This window comes from uncultured Azonexus sp. (assembly GCF_937982035.1).
Lineage (GTDB): Bacteria > Pseudomonadota > Gammaproteobacteria > Burkholderiales > Rhodocyclaceae > Azonexus.
This window is the reverse complement of record NZ_CALJNI010000017.1, coordinates 56,433-73,391: the sequence shown is the minus strand read 5'-3', so window position 1 is coordinate 73,391 and position 16,959 is coordinate 56,433. Positions and strand designations below refer to the sequence as shown.

General features: G+C 64.8%; 15 protein-coding genes. 3 read left to right on the top strand and 12 right to left on the bottom strand.

Annotated features, from left to right (window positions below; genetic code table 11):
- Positions 1-6: 6 nt before the first annotated feature.
- The 12 genes from Q0799_RS12365 to rsxA all read right to left on the bottom strand — a co-directional run bounded on the left by Q0799_RS12365 (position 7) and on the right by rsxA (position 11,952).
- On the bottom strand, positions 7-486 hold the full coding sequence (locus Q0799_RS12365) for a NifB/NifX family molybdenum-iron cluster-binding protein (RefSeq protein ID WP_298398767.1): 480 nt from the start codon (positions 484-486) through the stop codon (positions 7-9).
- Entirely contained in the window at positions 449-1,852 is a 1,404-nt protein-coding gene (nifN, locus tag Q0799_RS12360; protein ID WP_298398765.1) for a nitrogenase iron-molybdenum cofactor biosynthesis protein NifN, read from the bottom strand. Before nifN ends, Q0799_RS12365 begins: the two co-directional genes overlap by 38 nt.
- 144 nt (positions 1,853-1,996) lie before the next feature.
- Entirely contained in the window at positions 1,997-3,832 is a 1,836-nt protein-coding gene (locus Q0799_RS12355; protein ID WP_298398763.1) for an SLC13 family permease, read from the bottom strand.
- Positions 3,833-3,971: 139 nt separating this feature from the next.
- On the bottom strand, positions 3,972-5,369 hold the full coding sequence (gene nifE, locus Q0799_RS12350; protein WP_298398761.1) for a nitrogenase iron-molybdenum cofactor biosynthesis protein NifE: 1,398 nt from the start codon (positions 5,367-5,369) through the stop codon (positions 3,972-3,974).
- A 121-nt stretch (positions 5,370-5,490) separates the two neighbouring features.
- Positions 5,491-6,519, bottom strand: a complete 1,029-nt coding sequence (locus Q0799_RS12345) for a helix-hairpin-helix domain-containing protein (RefSeq protein ID WP_298398758.1) — start codon at positions 6,517-6,519, stop codon at positions 5,491-5,493.
- 118 nt (positions 6,520-6,637) lie between these two features.
- On the bottom strand, positions 6,638-6,910 hold the full coding sequence (locus Q0799_RS12340) for an RnfH family protein (RefSeq protein ID WP_028996116.1): 273 nt from the start codon (positions 6,908-6,910) through the stop codon (positions 6,638-6,640).
- Positions 6,911-6,921: 11 nt separating this feature from the next.
- Positions 6,922-7,596 carry an electron transport complex subunit E gene (locus Q0799_RS12335; protein ID WP_298398755.1) on the bottom strand — a complete coding sequence of 225 codons (675 nt, stop codon included), beginning with the start codon at positions 7,594-7,596 and terminating at the stop codon, positions 6,922-6,924.
- 9 nt (positions 7,597-7,605) lie between these two features.
- On the bottom strand, positions 7,606-8,220 hold the full coding sequence (gene rsxG / locus Q0799_RS12330) for an electron transport complex subunit RsxG (RefSeq protein WP_298398753.1): 615 nt from the start codon (positions 8,218-8,220) through the stop codon (positions 7,606-7,608).
- Entirely contained in the window at positions 8,220-9,305 is a 1,086-nt protein-coding gene (locus Q0799_RS12325; RefSeq protein ID WP_298398751.1) for an RnfABCDGE type electron transport complex subunit D, read from the bottom strand. The genes rsxG and Q0799_RS12325 overlap by 1 nt, the downstream gene beginning before the upstream one ends.
- A complete protein-coding gene (gene rsxC / locus Q0799_RS12320) occupies positions 9,302-10,822 on the bottom strand; it encodes an electron transport complex subunit RsxC (RefSeq protein WP_298398749.1) in 1,521 nt (506 codons plus the stop codon). Before rsxC ends, Q0799_RS12325 begins: the two co-directional genes overlap by 4 nt.
- A gap of 11 nt (positions 10,823-10,833) precedes the next feature.
- On the bottom strand, positions 10,834-11,361 hold the full coding sequence (locus Q0799_RS12315) for an RnfABCDGE type electron transport complex subunit B (protein WP_298398747.1): 528 nt from the start codon (positions 11,359-11,361) through the stop codon (positions 10,834-10,836).
- A gap of 12 nt (positions 11,362-11,373) precedes the next feature.
- Positions 11,374-11,952: an electron transport complex subunit RsxA gene (gene rsxA / locus Q0799_RS12310; RefSeq protein ID WP_298398745.1), complete on the bottom strand. Its 579-nt coding sequence runs from the start codon at positions 11,950-11,952 to the stop codon at positions 11,374-11,376.
- 275 nt (positions 11,953-12,227) lie between these two features.
- On the opposite strand from rsxA, the gene nifL reads away from it, so the two are divergent.
- The 3 genes from nifL to Q0799_RS12295 all read left to right on the top strand — a co-directional run bounded on the left by nifL (position 12,228) and on the right by Q0799_RS12295 (position 16,944).
- Positions 12,228-13,748: a nitrogen fixation negative regulator NifL gene (gene nifL / locus Q0799_RS12305; protein WP_298398743.1), complete on the top strand. Its 1,521-nt coding sequence runs from the start codon at positions 12,228-12,230 to the stop codon at positions 13,746-13,748.
- 14 nt (positions 13,749-13,762) lie between these two features.
- Positions 13,763-15,376, top strand: coding sequence for a nif-specific transcriptional activator NifA (gene nifA / locus Q0799_RS12300; RefSeq protein WP_298398742.1), 1,614 nt, complete (start codon positions 13,763-13,765; stop codon positions 15,374-15,376).
- Positions 15,377-15,474: 98 nt separating this feature from the next.
- Positions 15,475-16,944 (top strand): methyl-accepting chemotaxis protein, encoded by a 1,470-nt coding sequence (locus Q0799_RS12295; RefSeq protein ID WP_298398739.1) that lies wholly within the window; start codon positions 15,475-15,477, stop codon positions 16,942-16,944.
- Positions 16,945-16,959: the final 15 nt, after the last annotated feature.

Genomic DNA, 16,959 nt, shown 5'->3' with positions numbered 1-16,959 from the left:
CGGCGCTCATCCCTGCCACCCTTCGTCTTCCATCGCCGCGAAGCGATCAGTCGCCGCCGCCTTGGTCTGCGCGGCGATCGCCCGGTCAACCCAGGCCACGCCGCCGTCGCGCATGGCGCCGGAGAGTTCCAGCAGCAATTCGTCGATGGCGTCGACCTCGCCGACGCGGATCGGCTGGATGCCGGCGGCCATCAGTTTCTTGATCGCCGACGCGCCGATGGCCATGACATAGACCGCCGCGCAGCCGGCCAGGAAATCGACCTTGGCCGCCAGCTTGTCCTCGTTGCCGTCCATCGCCTCTTCCGGGAACTCGCCGACACCGACCAGCGTCGCCTTGTCCGGGGTCACCTCATAGATGGCAAAGCCCTCGGCGGCGCCGAAATGCTGATTGACCCGAGTCCGGTCGGTCGAGGCGAAGGCGATGCGGAGCACGGCTTCCGGCGCCTGCTTAATGGACCAGACCAGCTGCAGTCGACGTGACGACATGGCGTTGTCCGACGCCATCACGGTCGTCGGTCCAGTAGATTGAGCGATAGGGTTCGAGTTCATGATGTTGTCCCAGCATCAGATTGGCGATATCGAAAAGGGCCTGCCGCGTACCGCGGTAGCCCACCCAGGTGCGGGCATAACCGCCCACCGTGTCGTACTGCGGAAAACCGGCGCGTAGCAGCGGCAAGCCCAGGCGGCTGGCCGTGTCGGCGGCATGCGAATTGGCCATGACCAGCTGCGCGCCGCCGGCTCGCGCCGCCTTTTCCATGTCTTCCAGGTCACCGACGATGACCTGGTCGACGCTCAGGCCGGCCAGGCTTTCATGCCGATGCGGGCTGACGGCGGCGACGATGTCGGCGCCCATGCCGCTCAGGAAACGCACCTGCATGCCGAGCAGGTCGGGATCGGCGGCCAGCGCGATGCGGGCGAAACCGAGCATGAAGTGGCTGTCGACCATCGCGTCCTGCAATTGCGCGCGATGGCGTTCGATCTTTTCCGGCACCGGCCGGCCGGAGATTTCGGAAAGCGTCTGGGTGAAGGCATCGCAATCGTCCAGGCCCATCAGGCCGGCGAAGCGGAAATCGGGCACGCCGGTGCGTTCCTTGAGGATGTCCGCCGCCTTGCTCAGCGACGGCCCGATCACCAGCGTGGCCAGCGACTCGCCCATGGCCTCGATTTCGGTACGCGGCGTGCCGCCGATGGTCAGCGCCGAATACTCGGCCTCGACCAGGTGACCGTCGAGCGAATCGCCGATGTCCGGCACCACCACCGGGCGCAGGCCGAAAGCCTCGACCCAGTCCTTGATCGCCTCGATATCGCCCGGCGTCAGCATCGCCGACGCCAGCACATTGACCTGCTTCGGCCGCTTGCCGGCGCAGGCGCTCTCCGGTACCAGCGTCTGGATCAGCGCCTCGACCGCCAGCGCGTAACCGCTCTCCAGGCAACCGAGGAAATCCGGCGTATTGACCGGCACCACCGCCACCCCGTCATACTCGGGATGCGCGGCGCGGAACTCCTTGACCGTGCGCAGGATGTCGGTCCCCTGCGTCTCCGACAGCCCGGTCGTGACCAGGCCGATGATGTCCGGCTTGCTCTTCTCGGACAGCGTGCGCAGGGCCTCGACCACGTTCTCGTCGGCGCCCATGATCGACGACACCTGATCCATCGCCGTCGTCTGCAGCGGAATCGGCTCGCGGAAATGGCGCACGAAGAAGACCTTGCCAAAGGCGGTACACCCCTGCGAACCGTGCATCAGCGGCAGACTGCGATTCAGCCCGAGGAAAACCAGCGACGCACCGATCGGCTGGCTGACCTTCAACGGATTCACCGCCAGCGCTTTCTTGGATTGGATGATTTCGGCCATGTGGGCAACGCTCCTCAGAGATTACCCACCCCTAAGCAATGAGCGCGCCAAGAAAAAATAACTTACAAAACAGTTATTTATAATTTATTGAGTGTGTCGCAAACCCGACAATCACCACACCGGCTCACTGTTATCCCACCCGCGTCAGTTGAACGGAAACAGTAGCGGGAGAAGGACAACGCACACGAGCAGCACGATCAGCGTGAAGGGCACGCCAACGCGCACGAAATCGGTGAAGCGGTAGCGACCGGGGCCAACCACCAGGGTATTGACCGGCGACGACACCGGGGTCATGAAGGCCGCCGAGGCAGCCAGCGCGACGGTCATGGCGAAGGGGTAAGGCGAAACCCCGATCTGCTGGGCAAGGCCGATGCCAATTGGCGCCATCAGCACGGCGGTGGCGGTGTTCGAGATGAACAGCCCGGTGACCGCCGTGAGCACGAAGAGCGCCGCCATGACCCGGCGCGGCGAGGCGTCGCCGGTGACCGAGAGCAGACTGGAGACGATCAGGTCGATGCCGCCGGTTTTTTGCAGCGCCAGCGCGAAGGGCAGCATGCCGACGATGAGGATCAGGCTCTGCCAGTGGATGGCGCGGTAGGCGCTGTCCATGTCGATGCAGCGGAAGGCGCCCATCAGCAGGCAGCCGATCAATGCGGCGATCACGTTCGGGACAATGCCGCTGATCATCAGCCCGACGGTGACGACCAGGCTGAACAGCGCGAGCGGGGCGCGCCGCGCCGCCGGTGCCGCTTCATCGATTTCGGCGGGTAGCGTGAGAACGAGGAAGTCTTTCGCCTCCCGGTGCAGCAGGCGGATCGCCTTCCAGGTGCCGGCGATGAGCAGGGTGTCGCCCATGCGCAGCTTTTCCTGCAGCACTTCGCTGGTGATGGCGCGCCCGTCGCGCCGCAGTCCCATGACGTTGATGCCGCGCTGCGAACGCATCCGCAGATCGAGGATCGACCGGCCGATCATCCCGGAGCCCGGCGGCAGGGTGACTTCGGCCAGGCCGAGTTCGCGCGAACCTTCAAAGAAATGCTTGCCCTTGAACGACAGGGTTTGCAGCTTCATTTCGCCGCGGAAGCGGTCGAGATCGAGTTCGGGGCGGACGAAGTCGACAAGCAGGATGTCGCCTTCCAGCAACTCGCGGCTGGCCGAGGTGCTCAGCATGTCGTTGCCGAACTGGCGCTCCCGCTCGATGGCAATGACGTTGGCGCCGTAACGCTTGCGTAGCTGCATGTCGCCGAGCGTGCTGCCGATCAGCGGCGAGTCGGGCAGGATGCGCAGGCGCCGCGGCCGTCCGGTCAGTGCGTATTCGGCAGCCAGATCGCTCAGGCGGCGGCGCCCCTTGCCCGGGGTGCCGTGTTGCGCCTCGCCGCGGGAAAGCCAGCGCCGGGCGAGCGTCATGTAGCCGAGGCCGAGCATCAGGACGACGAGGCCGGCCGGCGTAAAGTCGAAAAAGGCAAAGCCGGCATGACCCGCGCGCGCGAGTTCGCTGTTGACCACCATGTTCGGCGGTGTGCCGACCAGCGTCAGCATGCCGCTGATGAGTCCGGCAAAGGCGAGCGGCATCATCAGCCTGGCTGGCGAAACGTCGATGCGCCGGGCAATGCTCAGGGCCACCGGAATGAACAGGGCGACGACACCGGTCGAACTCATGACCGAACCCAGGCCGGCGACGGCCAGCATGAGCAGCACGAGCAGCCGCGTTTCGCTGCTCCCGGCCCGCGTCAGCAGCCAGTCGCCGACGCGGTAGGCGATGCCGGTGCGGACCAGCGCCTCGCCAATGACGAAGAAGGCCGCGATCAGGATGACGCTCGGCTCACTGAAGCCGGCCAGCGCCTCGGCGGAGGTGAGCGTACCGGAAAGCACCAGCGCGAGCAGCGCCATGATCGCCACCGCGTCCATGCGTGGCTTGTTCATGACGAAGGCGACGATGCAGGCGGCGAGCAGAGAAAAGACCAGGAGGGTGTCGGGGTTCATGCACGCTTCATTGCCGGAGGAAAGGGTCCGGTCTTTTCGTGAAGAGGGGGCCGGGAGCGAGGCCGTATTGTATCGGCTGTGTGTGTGCGCTAGAACCCAAACCCCGTTACATCACCCGATGTACGCCGAGAGCAGATGCTCAAGCCGTCAGCACGGCCCCCGACACGCCCTGCGCCCACGGCGCCGGCTTCCTGACCGCGGACCACACCGGGCTTTCCATCGACAGCGCCAGTTGCCGGGCGAGTTCGCTCATGCCGGCGTAGCCGGCGTAGCCGAATTCGCGTTCCTGGTTGATGTCGAGGAAGGGAATGCGCGCCTTGAGCGCGGTGTACAAATTGCGCCCGCCGGCGATCAGGATGTCGGCCCGGTACTCGTGATAAGTCGACAACAGGGCCTTGGGGCTGCCGTCGTCGATCATCTTGGTGTCCTCACCCATCAGTTCGCGGATGCGCGCCTTGTCTTCCTCGGTCGATTTCTTGGTGCCGGTGGCGACGACCTTCATGCCCAGATCCTGCAGCGCCGAAACGATGGACCACGACTTGACGCCGCCGGTGTAGAGCAGGACGCGCTTGTCCTTGAGGCGGGCGCGCCAGGGTTCGAGCGCGGCGTGGGCCTTGGCTTCCTCGCGGGCGATGACCGCCTCGGTGCGGGCGATCAGGTCGGGGTCGCCGATCAGCCGGGCGAAATCGCGCAGCGCATTGGAAACGTCCTGAACGCCGTAGAAACTGCCTTCGAAGAAGGGCTGGCCGTAGGTTTCCTGCATTTTGCGGGCAACGTTGAGCAGGGCCTTGGCGCAGACGACCATGTTCACCTTGGCCCGGTGCATGGTCTGCACTTCATGGAAGCGGGCGTCGCCGGACAGCGTGCACAGGATGCGCAGGCCGAGTTCGTCGAACAATGGGGCAACGTGCCAGAACTCGCCGGCGATGTTGTATTCGCCGATCAGGTTGACGTCGTAAGTCGGCAGGCCGTCAGCACGCGGCTTGGCCGGTGCCGGCTCGGCGGTGCCGATGACGTATTTGAACATGGCCTCGCCGGCCAGGCGGTTGCCGAGGTTCTTGGTGCCGTAGAAACCGGCGGCATCGACCGGCACCACCGGGATGCCAACGCGTTCGCTGGCGGCCTTGCAGACGGCTTCGACGTCGTCACCGATAAGCGCGGTGACGCAGGTGTTGTAGACGAAGACGGCCTTCGGCGCGTAGCTGTCGACCGCCTGCTTGATCGCATGGAACAGGCGCTTTTCGCCACGCCCCATGACCACGTCGGTTTCCGACAGGTCGGTGGTCATGCCGATCTTGTACAGGGTGACGCCAGAAGAGCGCGTACCGCGGTTATCCCAGGAGGAACCGGCGCAGGCGATCGGCCCATGGACGATGTGGGCGACGTCGGCGATTGGCAGCAGCGCGATCTGCGCGCCGTCGAAGGAGCAGCCGCCGGCCGTGGCGCCCGGCTTCGGCTTCGAACAACCGGACTTTTCCTTGGTGTTATGGCTGCAGGCCGGCTCGTCGAGCAGGGCCTGGATTTCGCTGGCTTTCATGCGCGTTCTCCAGATGACTGGCTAACACTCAGCAAAATGGGTGCCACCGGGCAGCACCTTGTTTTATTTGAGAATTTTCAATAGCAGGCTTGTCGCCTTTGCGACAAGCCTGCGAAAAAACTCAAATCTTCAACAACTTGCCGACCTTTTCCAGCAGCTTGGCGCCAACGCCCTTGGCCCGCAGCAAGTCATCGAGCTTGGCATAAGGCCGGGCGGCGACGATGGCTTCGGCAACCGTCTTGGAAATCCCCTTGACGGCAGCCAGTTCGGCCGCGCTGGCGGTATTGACGCTGACCGGGCCGGTCTTTTCTGCAGGCTTGCTGGCGCTGGCTTTCTTGCTCGCGCTCTTGCCCGCCTTGGCAACCGGCTTGACCGCTGCCTTGAGGTCGCCGCTGACCGGCTCACTCACCGCCGCCACTACCGGCTCGGCGATCACTGCCGCCGCCAGATTGCGGTAATCACGCGTCAGGTAACCCGCCGGCGTCCATTCGCGCAACATCACGGTCAGCGCGCCGCTGGCGTTCACCGCCGGCACGCTGTACTGACAATCGGCCCAGGCACTGCCACCGGACAGCTGGCCGAGCACCACGCTGGCCACCGGCTGGCCCTGCCAGGCGCCGCCTTGATAGGGCGCATCCAGCGCCCAGACTTCGAGGGCCAGCGTGCCGCTGAGGTTATCCGGCGCGCGCGGACTGGCGATGCGTTCGATGGCGATTTCCGCCACGCCGTCGGCCACCTGACAGCTCACGTCGCCGAGCAGGAAAGGCTGGAAGAAGGTCTGCGGCGTCGCATAGACCGACAAATCGCGGACCTGGAGACTGCCGTCCACTCGCTGCCCGACCAGGGCCATGGCCATGACCTGGGCGGCACAACCGGCCGGCGGCAAAACCGTCACGCAGGCAGCCACGTTGAAATTACCCGGGGTCGGCTGCAAGGCCAGCTCGGCAACCTTGACGCCGTTCAGCGCCAGCCCGTCGAAACCGCCGGGGCTGGCCCACAATTGCAGGGCCCAGTGGGTGCCATCGGCCAGATCGGCTTCGGCCAGGCTGACATCGGCGTTGAGATGGACGAAGTCGCCATCCAGACAGTAACCATGATTGGCACCAAGCGCGGTCATGGCGTCGGCGGCGGAATAATTCGTCGTATGCACGGGCATCTCCCAGGGACAAGGCCGCGCATTATAGGACAGAAATATTTCAATACAATCAATTATTTACGCACAAATACGGTGCATAAACCGGTATTCCAATGTCGCAAAAACGACAATCCTATTCGTCTTCGTCGCTGTCCTTGCGCGGCACCGTCGCCGGGTCGCAGATGATGGCCCGGTAGATTTCGACGCGGTCGCCGGGACGCAAGGCAGCGTCGAGCTTGGCCAGTTTGCCGAAGACGCCGACTTTCTGCGCGGCCAGGTCGATATGCGGAAACTGTTTGAGAATGCCGGAGCGCTCGATGGCTTCCTGCACCGTAGCGCTGTCCGGGACTTCGATGTTCAGCCAGACCTGCTGGCCGGGTTCGGAATAGGCGACGCCAATCTGCATGTCTGTACTCCTCAGGCGGCAGCCGGTTCAGCGCTGGCGGCTTCACGTTCCGCCAGCTTGCGGTCGATGATGCGCTTGCCGGCAAGCAGGAAAGCCAGCGCGGCGAATCCACCGGGCGGCAGGATCATCAGCAGGGCACCGCCATAGCCAGGCACCTGCACTTCGAGAAAGGAAAAAGCTGGCCCAAGCAGTTGCGAAGCCTGGGCAAACAGGGTGCCAGCACCGAGGAACTCGCGTACCAGCCCGACCACGGTCAGCGCCCCGGTGAACCCCATGCCCATGGCCAGCCCATCAACCGCGCTGGCGAGCACGCCATTGCGTGCAGCAAAAGCCTCTGAACGGCCGAGAATGGCGCAATTGGCAACAATCAGCGCGATGAACAGACCGAGCACCTTGTACAGTTCGTGCAACCAGGCGTTCATCGCCAGATCGACGACGGTGACCAAGGTGGCGATCAGCACGATGAAAACCGGAATTCGCACCTGGGCGCTGACCACCTTGCGGATCAGCGACACCAGCACGTTGGCACTGACCAGCACCGCCGTACTGGCCAGCCCCATGCCCAGACCGTTGGTGCCGCTGGTGGTCACCGCCATCAACGGGCACAACGCCAGCATCTGCGCGAAAACGACGTTCTGTTCCCACAGCCCGTCCTTGATGATCCTGCCGTACTGGATGTCGCTCATCGTTATCTCCTAGGCCGCCTGACCGGTGATTTCCGCCTTGTGGGCAGTGAAGAACTCCAAACCGCCCTTGACCGCCTTGACCACGGCGCGCGGCGTGATGGTGGCGCCAGCAAACTGGTCGAAGACGCCGTTATCCTTCTTCACGCCCCAACGCTCCGGCGTTGGATCAAGCAGCGACTTGTCGTTGAAACTCAGCACCCAGTTATCCTTCTTGATCTCGATCTTGTCGCCCAAACCTGGCGTTTCCGTGTGCTTGAGAACACGCACACCGAGCGTGCGGCCATCCATGTCAACCGCCATCAGCACCTGGATTTCGCCGGAATAGCCGCGCTCGGCCACCTTGAACAGCACCGCCTTGAGTGCCTCGCCCTGGCGGGCACGATAGATGGTCACCGTCTTGCCATTGCGGTCGACCTCGACCGTATCCTTGAGAAAATCGTTGTCGGCCAGACCGGCCGGCAGCACGTCGGACAGCGAATCGCGCAGATCCTTGGCTTCGGCCGCCGCAATGGCCGGCGCCGTGGCGTCGGACACCACCGCCAGCGCACCGCTGGCGAGCAGGGCGACAATGCCGAGCAACAGCGGCTGGTAGCCGAGTTTGTCGCGCAGGGTATCGAGGTTCATCAGGCGTTCTCCGGAATGTCGAGCGGCTTGCCTTTACGGTCGCGGCCGAGGATGCGCGGCTTGCAGAAGCGGTCGATGACCGGCGTCATGGCATTCATCAGCAACACGGCGAAGGCCACGCCTTCCGGGTAGCCGCCGAAACTGCGGATCACCCAGGTGAGCAGGCCGATGCCCAGGCCGAAGACGATCTGGCCAGTGGTTGTGTTTGGCGAGGTCACGTAATCGGTGGCGATGAAGAAGGCGCCGAGCATCAGCGCGCCGGACAGCAGGTGCGCCTCGGCCGACAGGAAACGGCCCGGTTCGACGGCATGAGCGATCGCCGCCGGGATGGCGACGCCGGCGAGTACGGCCAGCGGTGCATGCCAGGTGATGACGCGGGTGATCAGCAGGTAGAGGCCACCGCACAGGATCAGCACCGCCGCCGATTCGCCGAAACTGCCGGCGCGCATGCCGATCCACGACAGGTCGGGGCCGGCGTGCAGCGCTGTCGCCAGCTCGATGCCGCGGGCCAGTTCGGTCTTGGCGTGACCGAGCAGGGTGGCGCTGGTCATCGCGTCCGGCACCGGCAGGCTGGTAAGGAAGATGCGCAGGCTGCTGACGAAATCGGGCGTTGGCAGCGTGCTCATCGGCAAGGGCACAACCCACAAAGTCAGCGGCAACGGGAAGGACACCAGCAGCGCCACCCGCGCCACCATGGCCGGGTTGAACACGTTCTGACCGAGCCCGCCGAATACCTGCTTGCCGATGACGATGGCGATGAAACCGCCGACTACCGCCACCCACCACGGCGCCCAGGGCGGCAGGGTCATCGCCAGCAGCCAGCCGGTGAGCACGGCCGAGCCGTCGAACAGTGTCGCCTTGACGCGTGGCGTACCCATCAGCTTCAGCGACAGGGCCTCGAAGGCGACGCAGGAGAGGATGGTCAGCGCCCACAGGAAGAAGGCCGGCCAGCCGTACAGCCAGAAACCGTAAAGGGTCGCCGGCAGCAAGGCCAGTTGCACGCGGAACATGGTCCGGCTGACCGAATTGCCGCCATGGGCATGTGGCGAGGCGACCGTCTGGGCAGTCAGGGTGGCGGGGGTCATGCGCTTTCTCCCTCGGTGGCGCCGGCGGTTTCGCTGGCCTGCTTGGCAGCGGCAGCTTCGCGTTCGGCCTTGCGCTTGGCGGCGGCTTCGGCTTTCTCGCGCGCTTCGCGGTCCAGGCGTTCCTGGCGTTGCTGGGCCAGCTTCTTGGTCGCGTCGTTACGCAGCTTGTTGCGATCCTGCGCCGCCAGTTCGCCCTTGGCATGAACGAAATACTGGACCAGCGGGATCTTCGACGGGCAGACATAGGCGCAACAGCCGCAGGCGATGCAGTCCTTGAGGCCGATGCCGACCGCCTCGTCGTAAGCCGAATTGCGGATGCGGGCGCTCATTTCCAGCGGCAGCAGGCCCATCGGACAGGCTTTCACGCAACTGCCGCAGCGGATGCAGGGATCGGGCTCCTGGGCGGCGACTTCCTGCGCGTCGAACGCCAGGATGCCGCTGGTGCCCTTAACCACCGGCACGCGCCAATGCGGAATCTGCATGCCCATCATCGGCCCGCCCATGACCCGGCGTGCCAACCCGATGCCGTCGCCCTTGAGGCCGCCGGCAAAGGCGATCACTTCTTCGGCCAGGGTGCCAACCAGCACCTCGATATTGCCCGGGTCGTTGGCGCAGTTGCCATTGACCGTGACCACCCGCGAAATCAGCGGCCGGCCGTCGCGAATCGCCGCACGCACGGCCAGTGCCGTACCGACGTTATGAACCAGAATGCCGATGTCGAAGGTGCGACTCTCGGCAGCCACTTCCTTGCCGGTCAGCGCCTGTACCAGTTGTTTTTCCGAGCCCATCGGATAACGCGCCGGAATCGGCCGAATGTGCACCTCGGCCACCGCAGCAGCGGCAGCCTGCATGGCGGCGATGGCTTCCGGCTTGTTGTCCTCGATGCCGACCAGCGCCTCGCGGGCACCGGTGGCGTGCAGCATGATGCGGATACCGTCGACGATGTCAGCCGCCCGGTCGCGCATCTGGCGGTCGTCGCAAGAGAGATAGGGTTCGCATTCGCCGCCGTTGATGACCAGCGTCTTGACCTTGGAGCGGGCAGCACCGGTCAGCTTGACCGCCGACGGGAAGGCGGCGCCGCCCAGGCCGACCACGCCGGCTGCCGCCACCCGCTTGCCGATCTCAGCGGGATCGAGGGCGAACGGGTCGGCACAACCCTGGCAATCGATCCATTCGTCGCGTCCGTCGGCCGCCAGGATGATCGCCGACAAGGTCAGGCCCGAGGGATGCGGCGCCGTGATGTCGGTCACCGCCGCGATGGTGCCCGACGTTGGTGCATGGATCGGCGCCGAGATCATGCCCTGCGCTTCAGCAATCAATTCGCCCTTCTTCACCTGCTGGCCAACCAGCACCACCGGCCGCGCCGGCCCGCCGAGATGCTGCTGCAGCGGCAGGTAGAGCTTTTCCGGCACCGGCATCACGCGCAGCGGCCGGTCGGCGGCGGGACGTTTGCGGTCGTCGGGATGCACGCCCCAGTCGTCGCCGAGGAAGTGCTTGAACAGATTCATGAATCCCATGATGTGAACTCTCAGGCCAGGCGGGGCTTGGGCATCACCCAGTGTTGCAGGGTGACCGGCACCGGTTTCATGACCAGCGCCTCGGTCGGACATTTTTCGATGCAGGCTTCGCAACCGGTGCAGGCCTCACGGAAGACGTTGTGGATCTGCTTCGGCCCACCGAGGATGGCGTCGGTCGGGCAGACCCGCGCGCAGCGGCAGCAGCCGATGCACAACTCCTCGGCAACCGTGGCGATTTTCGGACCGTCGTCGCCGAGCGCCGAGAGATCGACGGTCAGGCCGAGCTTGGCGGCAATCGCCGAAACCAGCGCCTTGCCGCCGGGCGGGCAGCAGGTGGCCGGGGCAGTTCCGGCGACGATGGCCTCGGCGGCACCGACGCAACCGGGATAACCGCACTGGCCGCAATTGGAACCGGGCATCAGATCGACCAGTTCATCGATGATGGGATTGCCCTCGACCTTGAGGAACTTGTTGGCGATGCCCAACGCGATGCCGAGGATGGCACCGAGCACGGTCAGGCTGAGGATGGCGGCGATCATGACAGTCCTCCCTTAGACGTTGAGGCCCGAGAAGCCCATGAAGGCCAGGGCGAGCAGGCTGATGGTGATGAAGGCAACGGGCGCCCCGGCGAAGGCCGCCGGCACGCGAGCCAGCGCCACGCGCTCGCGCAGGCCGGCGAAGATCAGCAGCACCAACGTGAAGCCGACCGCCGACCCGAACCCGTAGAGCAGGCTCTTGAACAGGCTGAACTCCTGCTGGACGTTGAGCAGCGCGACGCCGAGCACGGCGCAGTTGGTGGTGATCAGCGGCAGGTAGATGCCGAGCGACTGGTACAGCCCGGGACTGGTCTTCTTGACGAACATCTCGGTGAATTGCACGACCGACGCAATCACCAGGATGAAGGTCAGGATGCGCAGGTAGCCCAGACCGAGCGGCTGCAGCAGCCAGTTGTCGAGCATCCACGAGGCGGCGCTGGCCAGCATCAGCACGAAGGTCGTCGCCAACCCCATGCCGAAGGCACTATCGACGCTTTTGGAGACGCCCATGACCGGGCACAGACCAAGGAATTTGATCAACACGACATTGTTGACCAGCGCGGTGGAGAGCAGCAGTAACAGGATTTCGCTCATGGACGGAAGACTCGGGTTGGACGTCGCCGGCTTCACTGCATAAGCCGTGCCATCGCCGGTTTTCTCCTTCCCATGCCCGTTCAGCCCCTTTTTTGGTGGCGACACACCAAATTGGTGCATTTCCGGCAAAACAATTTGTCGCAAAGCCAACAGGAAATTGTCGAATTCATGCCGGGATCACGACAAACAGGGCTTTTGCAGCAAACCTCACAAGACGGCATGGAATCTGCTTTTAGCCGATCCAGACCCTTACCGGCCCTTCCCGGAGTTAGATCATGTCGGCTCAGCCCCTGACCCAGAACGACCTCAAAGACATCCTGCCGCCCGAGGTCTATCGCCAGGCAGTCCATCAGGCCGACCTGGCCATTTCGATCACCGATCCGTCGGCCCGCATCCTCTATGCCAACGACAGCTTCAGCCGGATCACCGGCTACAGCGCCGAGGACGTGATCGGCCTGAATGAATCCGTGCTCTCCAACCACACCACGCCACCGGCGCTGTACGCCGACATGTGGACCTCGCTCAAGGCCCGCCGCCCCTGGTCGGGCAAGCTGCTGAACAAGCGCAAATGCGGCGGCACCTATCTGGCCGAACTGTCGATCACCCCCGTTGTCGACAGCCAGGGCGAAATCACCCACTACCTCGGGATGCACCGGGACATCACCGAACTGCACCGACTGGAGCGCACGGTACTCAACCAGAAACAGTTGATCGAATCGGTGATCGACGCCTCGCCGGTGGCCTTTGCCCTGCTCGATCCGACCGGTCGCGTGGTCCTCGACAACCACGCCTACAAGAAACTGCTGACCGACATGCGGGTCAAGGAGCCGGCGCACCGCCTGCTCGACGCACTGGCGCCGGAGTGGTACGAAGCCCTGGCCAGCGATCCCGGGCAATGCGAGTTCAGCAACCGCGAGATGCGTCTCGACAGTCCCGGCGGCCGCGCCCGCTGGCTGTCGGTCAGCGCCTCGGTGATCGCCATGCAGAGCGAATGCGCCGACAGCTACTTCTGCGCCGCCGGCCAACCCGGCCTGCTGCTGGTCATTTCCGACATCACCAACCTGCGCGAGGAGCAGGAGCGGGCCAAGGGCGCCGCGCTGAAAGCTTCGCTGGCCGAGGAGGAACGCACGTCGGCGATCCGCGAAGGCCTGTCGGCGGCGGTGTTCCGCCTGGAAGAACCGCTCAACGTCATGGCCTCGGCAGTCGCCGTGCTCCAGCGCCGCGACCCGGCCAGCGCCGAAATGCTCAGGCACGCGCTCGACAACAGCCGCGAGCACATCGAATCGCTGCGCCAGGTGATCCCGCAAAGTCCGCAGGAGATCGTCATCCGCGTCAATCTCAACGAAATCCTGCGCGACGTGCTCGAAGTGTGCACGCCCCGCCTGCTCAGCGCCGGCATCACCGTCGACTGGCAACCCTCGGCGGTGCTGCCACCGCTGAACGGGCGGCCGCTGCAATTGCGCATGCTGTTCAAGGCGCTCGTCGAAAACGCCATCGAAGCCATGAACGTCAAGGGCTGGCCGCGTCGCGAGCTGCAGATCAGGAGCGAGGTCGTCGACGACTGCCTGCGCATCGCCGTCCTCGACAGCGGCCCGGGCATTCCGATGGAATGGCGGCACAAGGCGTTCGAGCCCTTCTTCACGGCCAAGAACGGCAGCGGCAAACATATCGGCACCGGCTTGTCGCGAGCCCAGCAGGTCGTCGCCGACCACGGCGGCATCATCGATCTCGACGAAAGCCCGGCCGGCGGCTGTGCCGCCATCGTCGAGTTCCGCGTCGACGGCGACCCGATCTGAGCAGGAAACACAGCATGCACGACCACCACACCCACCACGCCGCCGACGAATGCCCGCCCCCGGGCGGCTACTGTCGAACGCACGAACTGAACATCCTGCTGCTGTCGGCGCTCTATGCGGTCAGCCGGGTACTCAGCCGCTCGCTGGCCTTCAACGAGACCCTGCACGACCTGCTGCGCGTGCTGCATGACGAGGCCGGGCTGAGCCGCGGACTGATCGGCGTCGTCGATGCCGAAAGCGGCAAGCTCGCCATCCACACCATCTACAACCCCGACGGCCCGACCGCCGACAACGCGCAATACGGCCCCGGCGAAGGCATCATCGGCCTGATCCTGGAAAAACCCCGCACTTTCAAACTGGAACGCGTCGCCGACGAGCCGCGCTTCCTCAACCGGGTCGGCCTGTACGAACCGGAACTGCCCTTCATCGCCGTACCGATCAAGGTCGGCGGCAACCTCCAGGGCGTCCTCGCGGTCCAGCCGGAAGCCCCGGAAGACGGCCTGCTCGAGGAACGTGCCCAGTTCGTCGAGATGGTCGCCAACCTGATCGGCCAGAGCCTGAAGCTGTCGCTCGAAGTCCAGCAGGAAAAATCGACGCTGCTCGAGGAACGCGACCTGCTGCGCCGCACCGTCCGCCATCAGCACGGTTTCGACAGCATGGTCGGGCGCTCGGCGGTGATGCGCCGGGTCTTCGAACAGGCACGCATGGTCGCCAAGTGGAACACCACCGTGCTGATCCGCGGCGAAACCGGCACCGGCAAGGAACTGATCGCCAACGCCATCCATTACAACTCGCCGCGCGCGCGCAACATGCTGGTCAAGCTCAACTGCGCCGCGCTACCGGAAAACCTGCTCGAATCCGAACTCTTCGGCCATGAGCGCGGCGCCTTCACCGGTGCCGTCGAAGCGCGCAAGGGCCGCTTCGAACAGGCCAACGGCGGCACCCTCTTCCTCGACGAAATCGGCGAAGTGTCGGCGGCCTTCCAGGCCAAGCTGCTGCGCATCCTGCAGGAAGGCGAGTTCGAGCGCGTCGGCGGCAGCAAGACGATCAAGGTCGATGTGCGCATCATCGCCGCCACCCACCGCGATCTGGAAACCGCCGTCGAAATGGGCGACTTCCGCGAGGACTTGTTCTACCGCCTGAACGTCATGCCGCTGTTCCTGCCGCCACTGCGCGAACGCATCGAGGATATCCCGGAAATCGCCCGTCACCTGCTGACCAAGATCGGCAACGACCAGAAGCGCAAGCTGACGCTCAGCGACATGGCCCAGCGCCGGCTGGCCAGCCACGACTGGCCGGGCAACGTGCGCGAACTGGAAAACTGCCTGGAACGCGCCGCCGTGCTGTCCGAAGACGGGCTGATCGATGTCGACCTGATCCGCTTCCCGAGCAGCCGCGAACGCAGTTCGGCCCGACCGCTGAAGACGGCGGTGCCAAGCGGCGAGATGCCGCCGCCGGCGAGCGAAGTCGATATCAACGATCCCTCGCTGTCCGAACGCGAACGCGTCATCGCCGCGCTGGAACAGGCCGGCTGGGTCCAGGCCAAGGCCGCCCGCATCCTCGGCATGACGCCGCGCCAGATCGCCTACCGCATCCAGACGCTGAACATCGAGGTCAAGCAGTTCTGACCCACCCGGAGCAGCGACCCATTTCCGTAACAAGGGCCGGCGACAATGTGCCCGGCCCTTGTTCGGCCAAGATTTCACAGCTATCAGGAATTCCAAGCATGCAGCGTTCTCCCTTCATCCGCAGCGCCTTCGTTGAGGTCGTCTTTCTCAACGCGCTGCTGTTCATCGCCGGCATCATCGGCATGGCCACGCACGGCTGGCTGCCGCTGGACTGGCTGTGGTTCAGCTGCCTGATGGCCTTCGGCCTGGGCAGCGGCTTCTTCTACCTGCACAAGCTGCGCGTCGCGCTGACCCCGCTGAACCACATTTCCCGCGTCGCCACCGAAATCTCGCGCGGCGTCATCGGCCAGCGTATCCCCGACCTGCGGCGCAAGGATGAACTCGGCGTGGTCTGCGACAACGTCAATGCCATGCTGGAACAGATGGAAAGCTGCTTCACCAAACAGCGCGAAGCCCTGCAGGCCGCCAGCGAGAACCGTTTTGCCGACCAGATCGACAGCGCCGGCCTGCATGGCGTCTTCCGCCAGGCCGTCGATCAGGGCAACGAATCGCTGGCCATCCTGATGCGCAACTACCACCAGGAGATGCGCAACAACCTGCTCTCCCGCCTCGGCCAGTTGAATGCCGAGAACCTCTTGAAGAACATGCGTACCAGCCAGCGCGACATGCTCGGCATCGTCGCCGCCACCGACGAACTGGCCCGGCTATCGACCGACAACGCCAGCGCTGCCCAGGAAAGCAGCGCGGCGATTGCCGAGGTGGTCGAGGCAATGAACCGCCTGGTCGGGAAAATCGAGGACACCGGCCATGCGATCACCGAATTCAACGCCCACCGCGAGGAAATCGCCCGCTCGGTCAGCCTGATCGCCACCATCGCCGACCAGACCAACCTGCTGGCGCTCAACGCCGCCATCGAAGCCGCCCGCGCCGGCGAGCACGGCCGCGGCTTCGCCGTCGTCGCCGACGAGGTGCGCAAGCTGGCGGAAAACTCGAAGAATGCCTCGGCATCGATCTCCAGCGTCATGGACACGCTGCAGGTGGATGCCGGGAAAATGGTCGCCAACGCCGACGAAATGCGCGGCATCGCCTCCGAATCCTGCGCCACCATCGGCGATTTCGACGCCCGTTTCGCCAACGTCGCCAGCTCGTCGGCCAATGCCCTGGCACAGATCCGCTACGTGCATGACGTCAGCTTCGCCTCGCTGGCCAAGATCGACCACTTCATCTACAAGCAGAACGGCTACATGGCGGTCAACCGCGGCAGCGACTCGGAAAACGCCCAGGCGGTGACGGTCAACGAACTGAACTGCCGCCTCGGCAAGTGGCTGAACAACGAGGAAACCCTGGCCGTCTTCGGCAAGGTCCAGAGCTTCCGGCGCATTGCCGAACCGCACAAGCAGGTGCACCAGAACATGCACCTGGCCATGGATTTCATGGGCCAGGGCTGGGAAACCGATTACGCCGTCCAGGAAAAGCTCCACGGCGCCTTCCTGCAGGTGGAACAGGGCAGCGACGGCGTCATCGACGCGCTGGACGGCATGGTCGTCGAGAAGCACGGGGCGCGCTGAGGCGCCCCCGGGTCG

Coding starts and splice junctions, on each gene's coding strand:
- Q0799_RS12315 (WP_298398747.1), bottom strand. CDS start 11,361: ATGATCGCCGCCATCCTCAGCCTGACCGTGCTCGGTGCCATCCTCGGC.
- Q0799_RS12325 (WP_298398751.1), bottom strand. CDS start 9,305: ATGACCCCCGCCACCCTGACTGCCCAGACGGTCGCCTCGCCACATGCC.
- Q0799_RS12295 (WP_298398739.1), top strand. CDS start 15,475: ATGCAGCGTTCTCCCTTCATCCGCAGCGCCTTCGTTGAGGTCGTCTTT.
- nifN (WP_298398765.1), bottom strand. CDS start 1,852: ATGGCCGAAATCATCCAATCCAAGAAAGCGCTGGCGGTGAATCCGTTG.
- rsxG (WP_298398753.1), bottom strand. CDS start 8,220: ATGAACCTCGATACCCTGCGCGACAAACTCGGCTACCAGCCGCTGTTG.
- nifA (WP_298398742.1), top strand. CDS start 13,763: ATGCACGACCACCACACCCACCACGCCGCCGACGAATGCCCGCCCCCG.
- Q0799_RS12355 (WP_298398763.1), bottom strand. CDS start 3,832: ATGAACCCCGACACCCTCCTGGTCTTTTCTCTGCTCGCCGCCTGCATC.
- rsxC (WP_298398749.1), bottom strand. CDS start 10,822: ATGGGATTCATGAATCTGTTCAAGCACTTCCTCGGCGACGACTGGGGC.
- Q0799_RS12335 (WP_298398755.1), bottom strand. CDS start 7,596: ATGAGCGACATCCAGTACGGCAGGATCATCAAGGACGGGCTGTGGGAA.
- Q0799_RS12340 (WP_028996116.1), bottom strand. CDS start 6,910: ATGCAGATTGGCGTCGCCTATTCCGAACCCGGCCAGCAGGTCTGGCTG.
- rsxA (WP_298398745.1), bottom strand. CDS start 11,952: ATGAGCGAAATCCTGTTACTGCTGCTCTCCACCGCGCTGGTCAACAAT.
- Q0799_RS12365 (WP_298398767.1), bottom strand. CDS start 486: ATGTCGTCACGTCGACTGCAGCTGGTCTGGTCCATTAAGCAGGCGCCG.
- nifE (WP_298398761.1), bottom strand. CDS start 5,369: ATGAAAGCCAGCGAAATCCAGGCCCTGCTCGACGAGCCGGCCTGCAGC.
- nifL (WP_298398743.1), top strand. CDS start 12,228: ATGTCGGCTCAGCCCCTGACCCAGAACGACCTCAAAGACATCCTGCCG.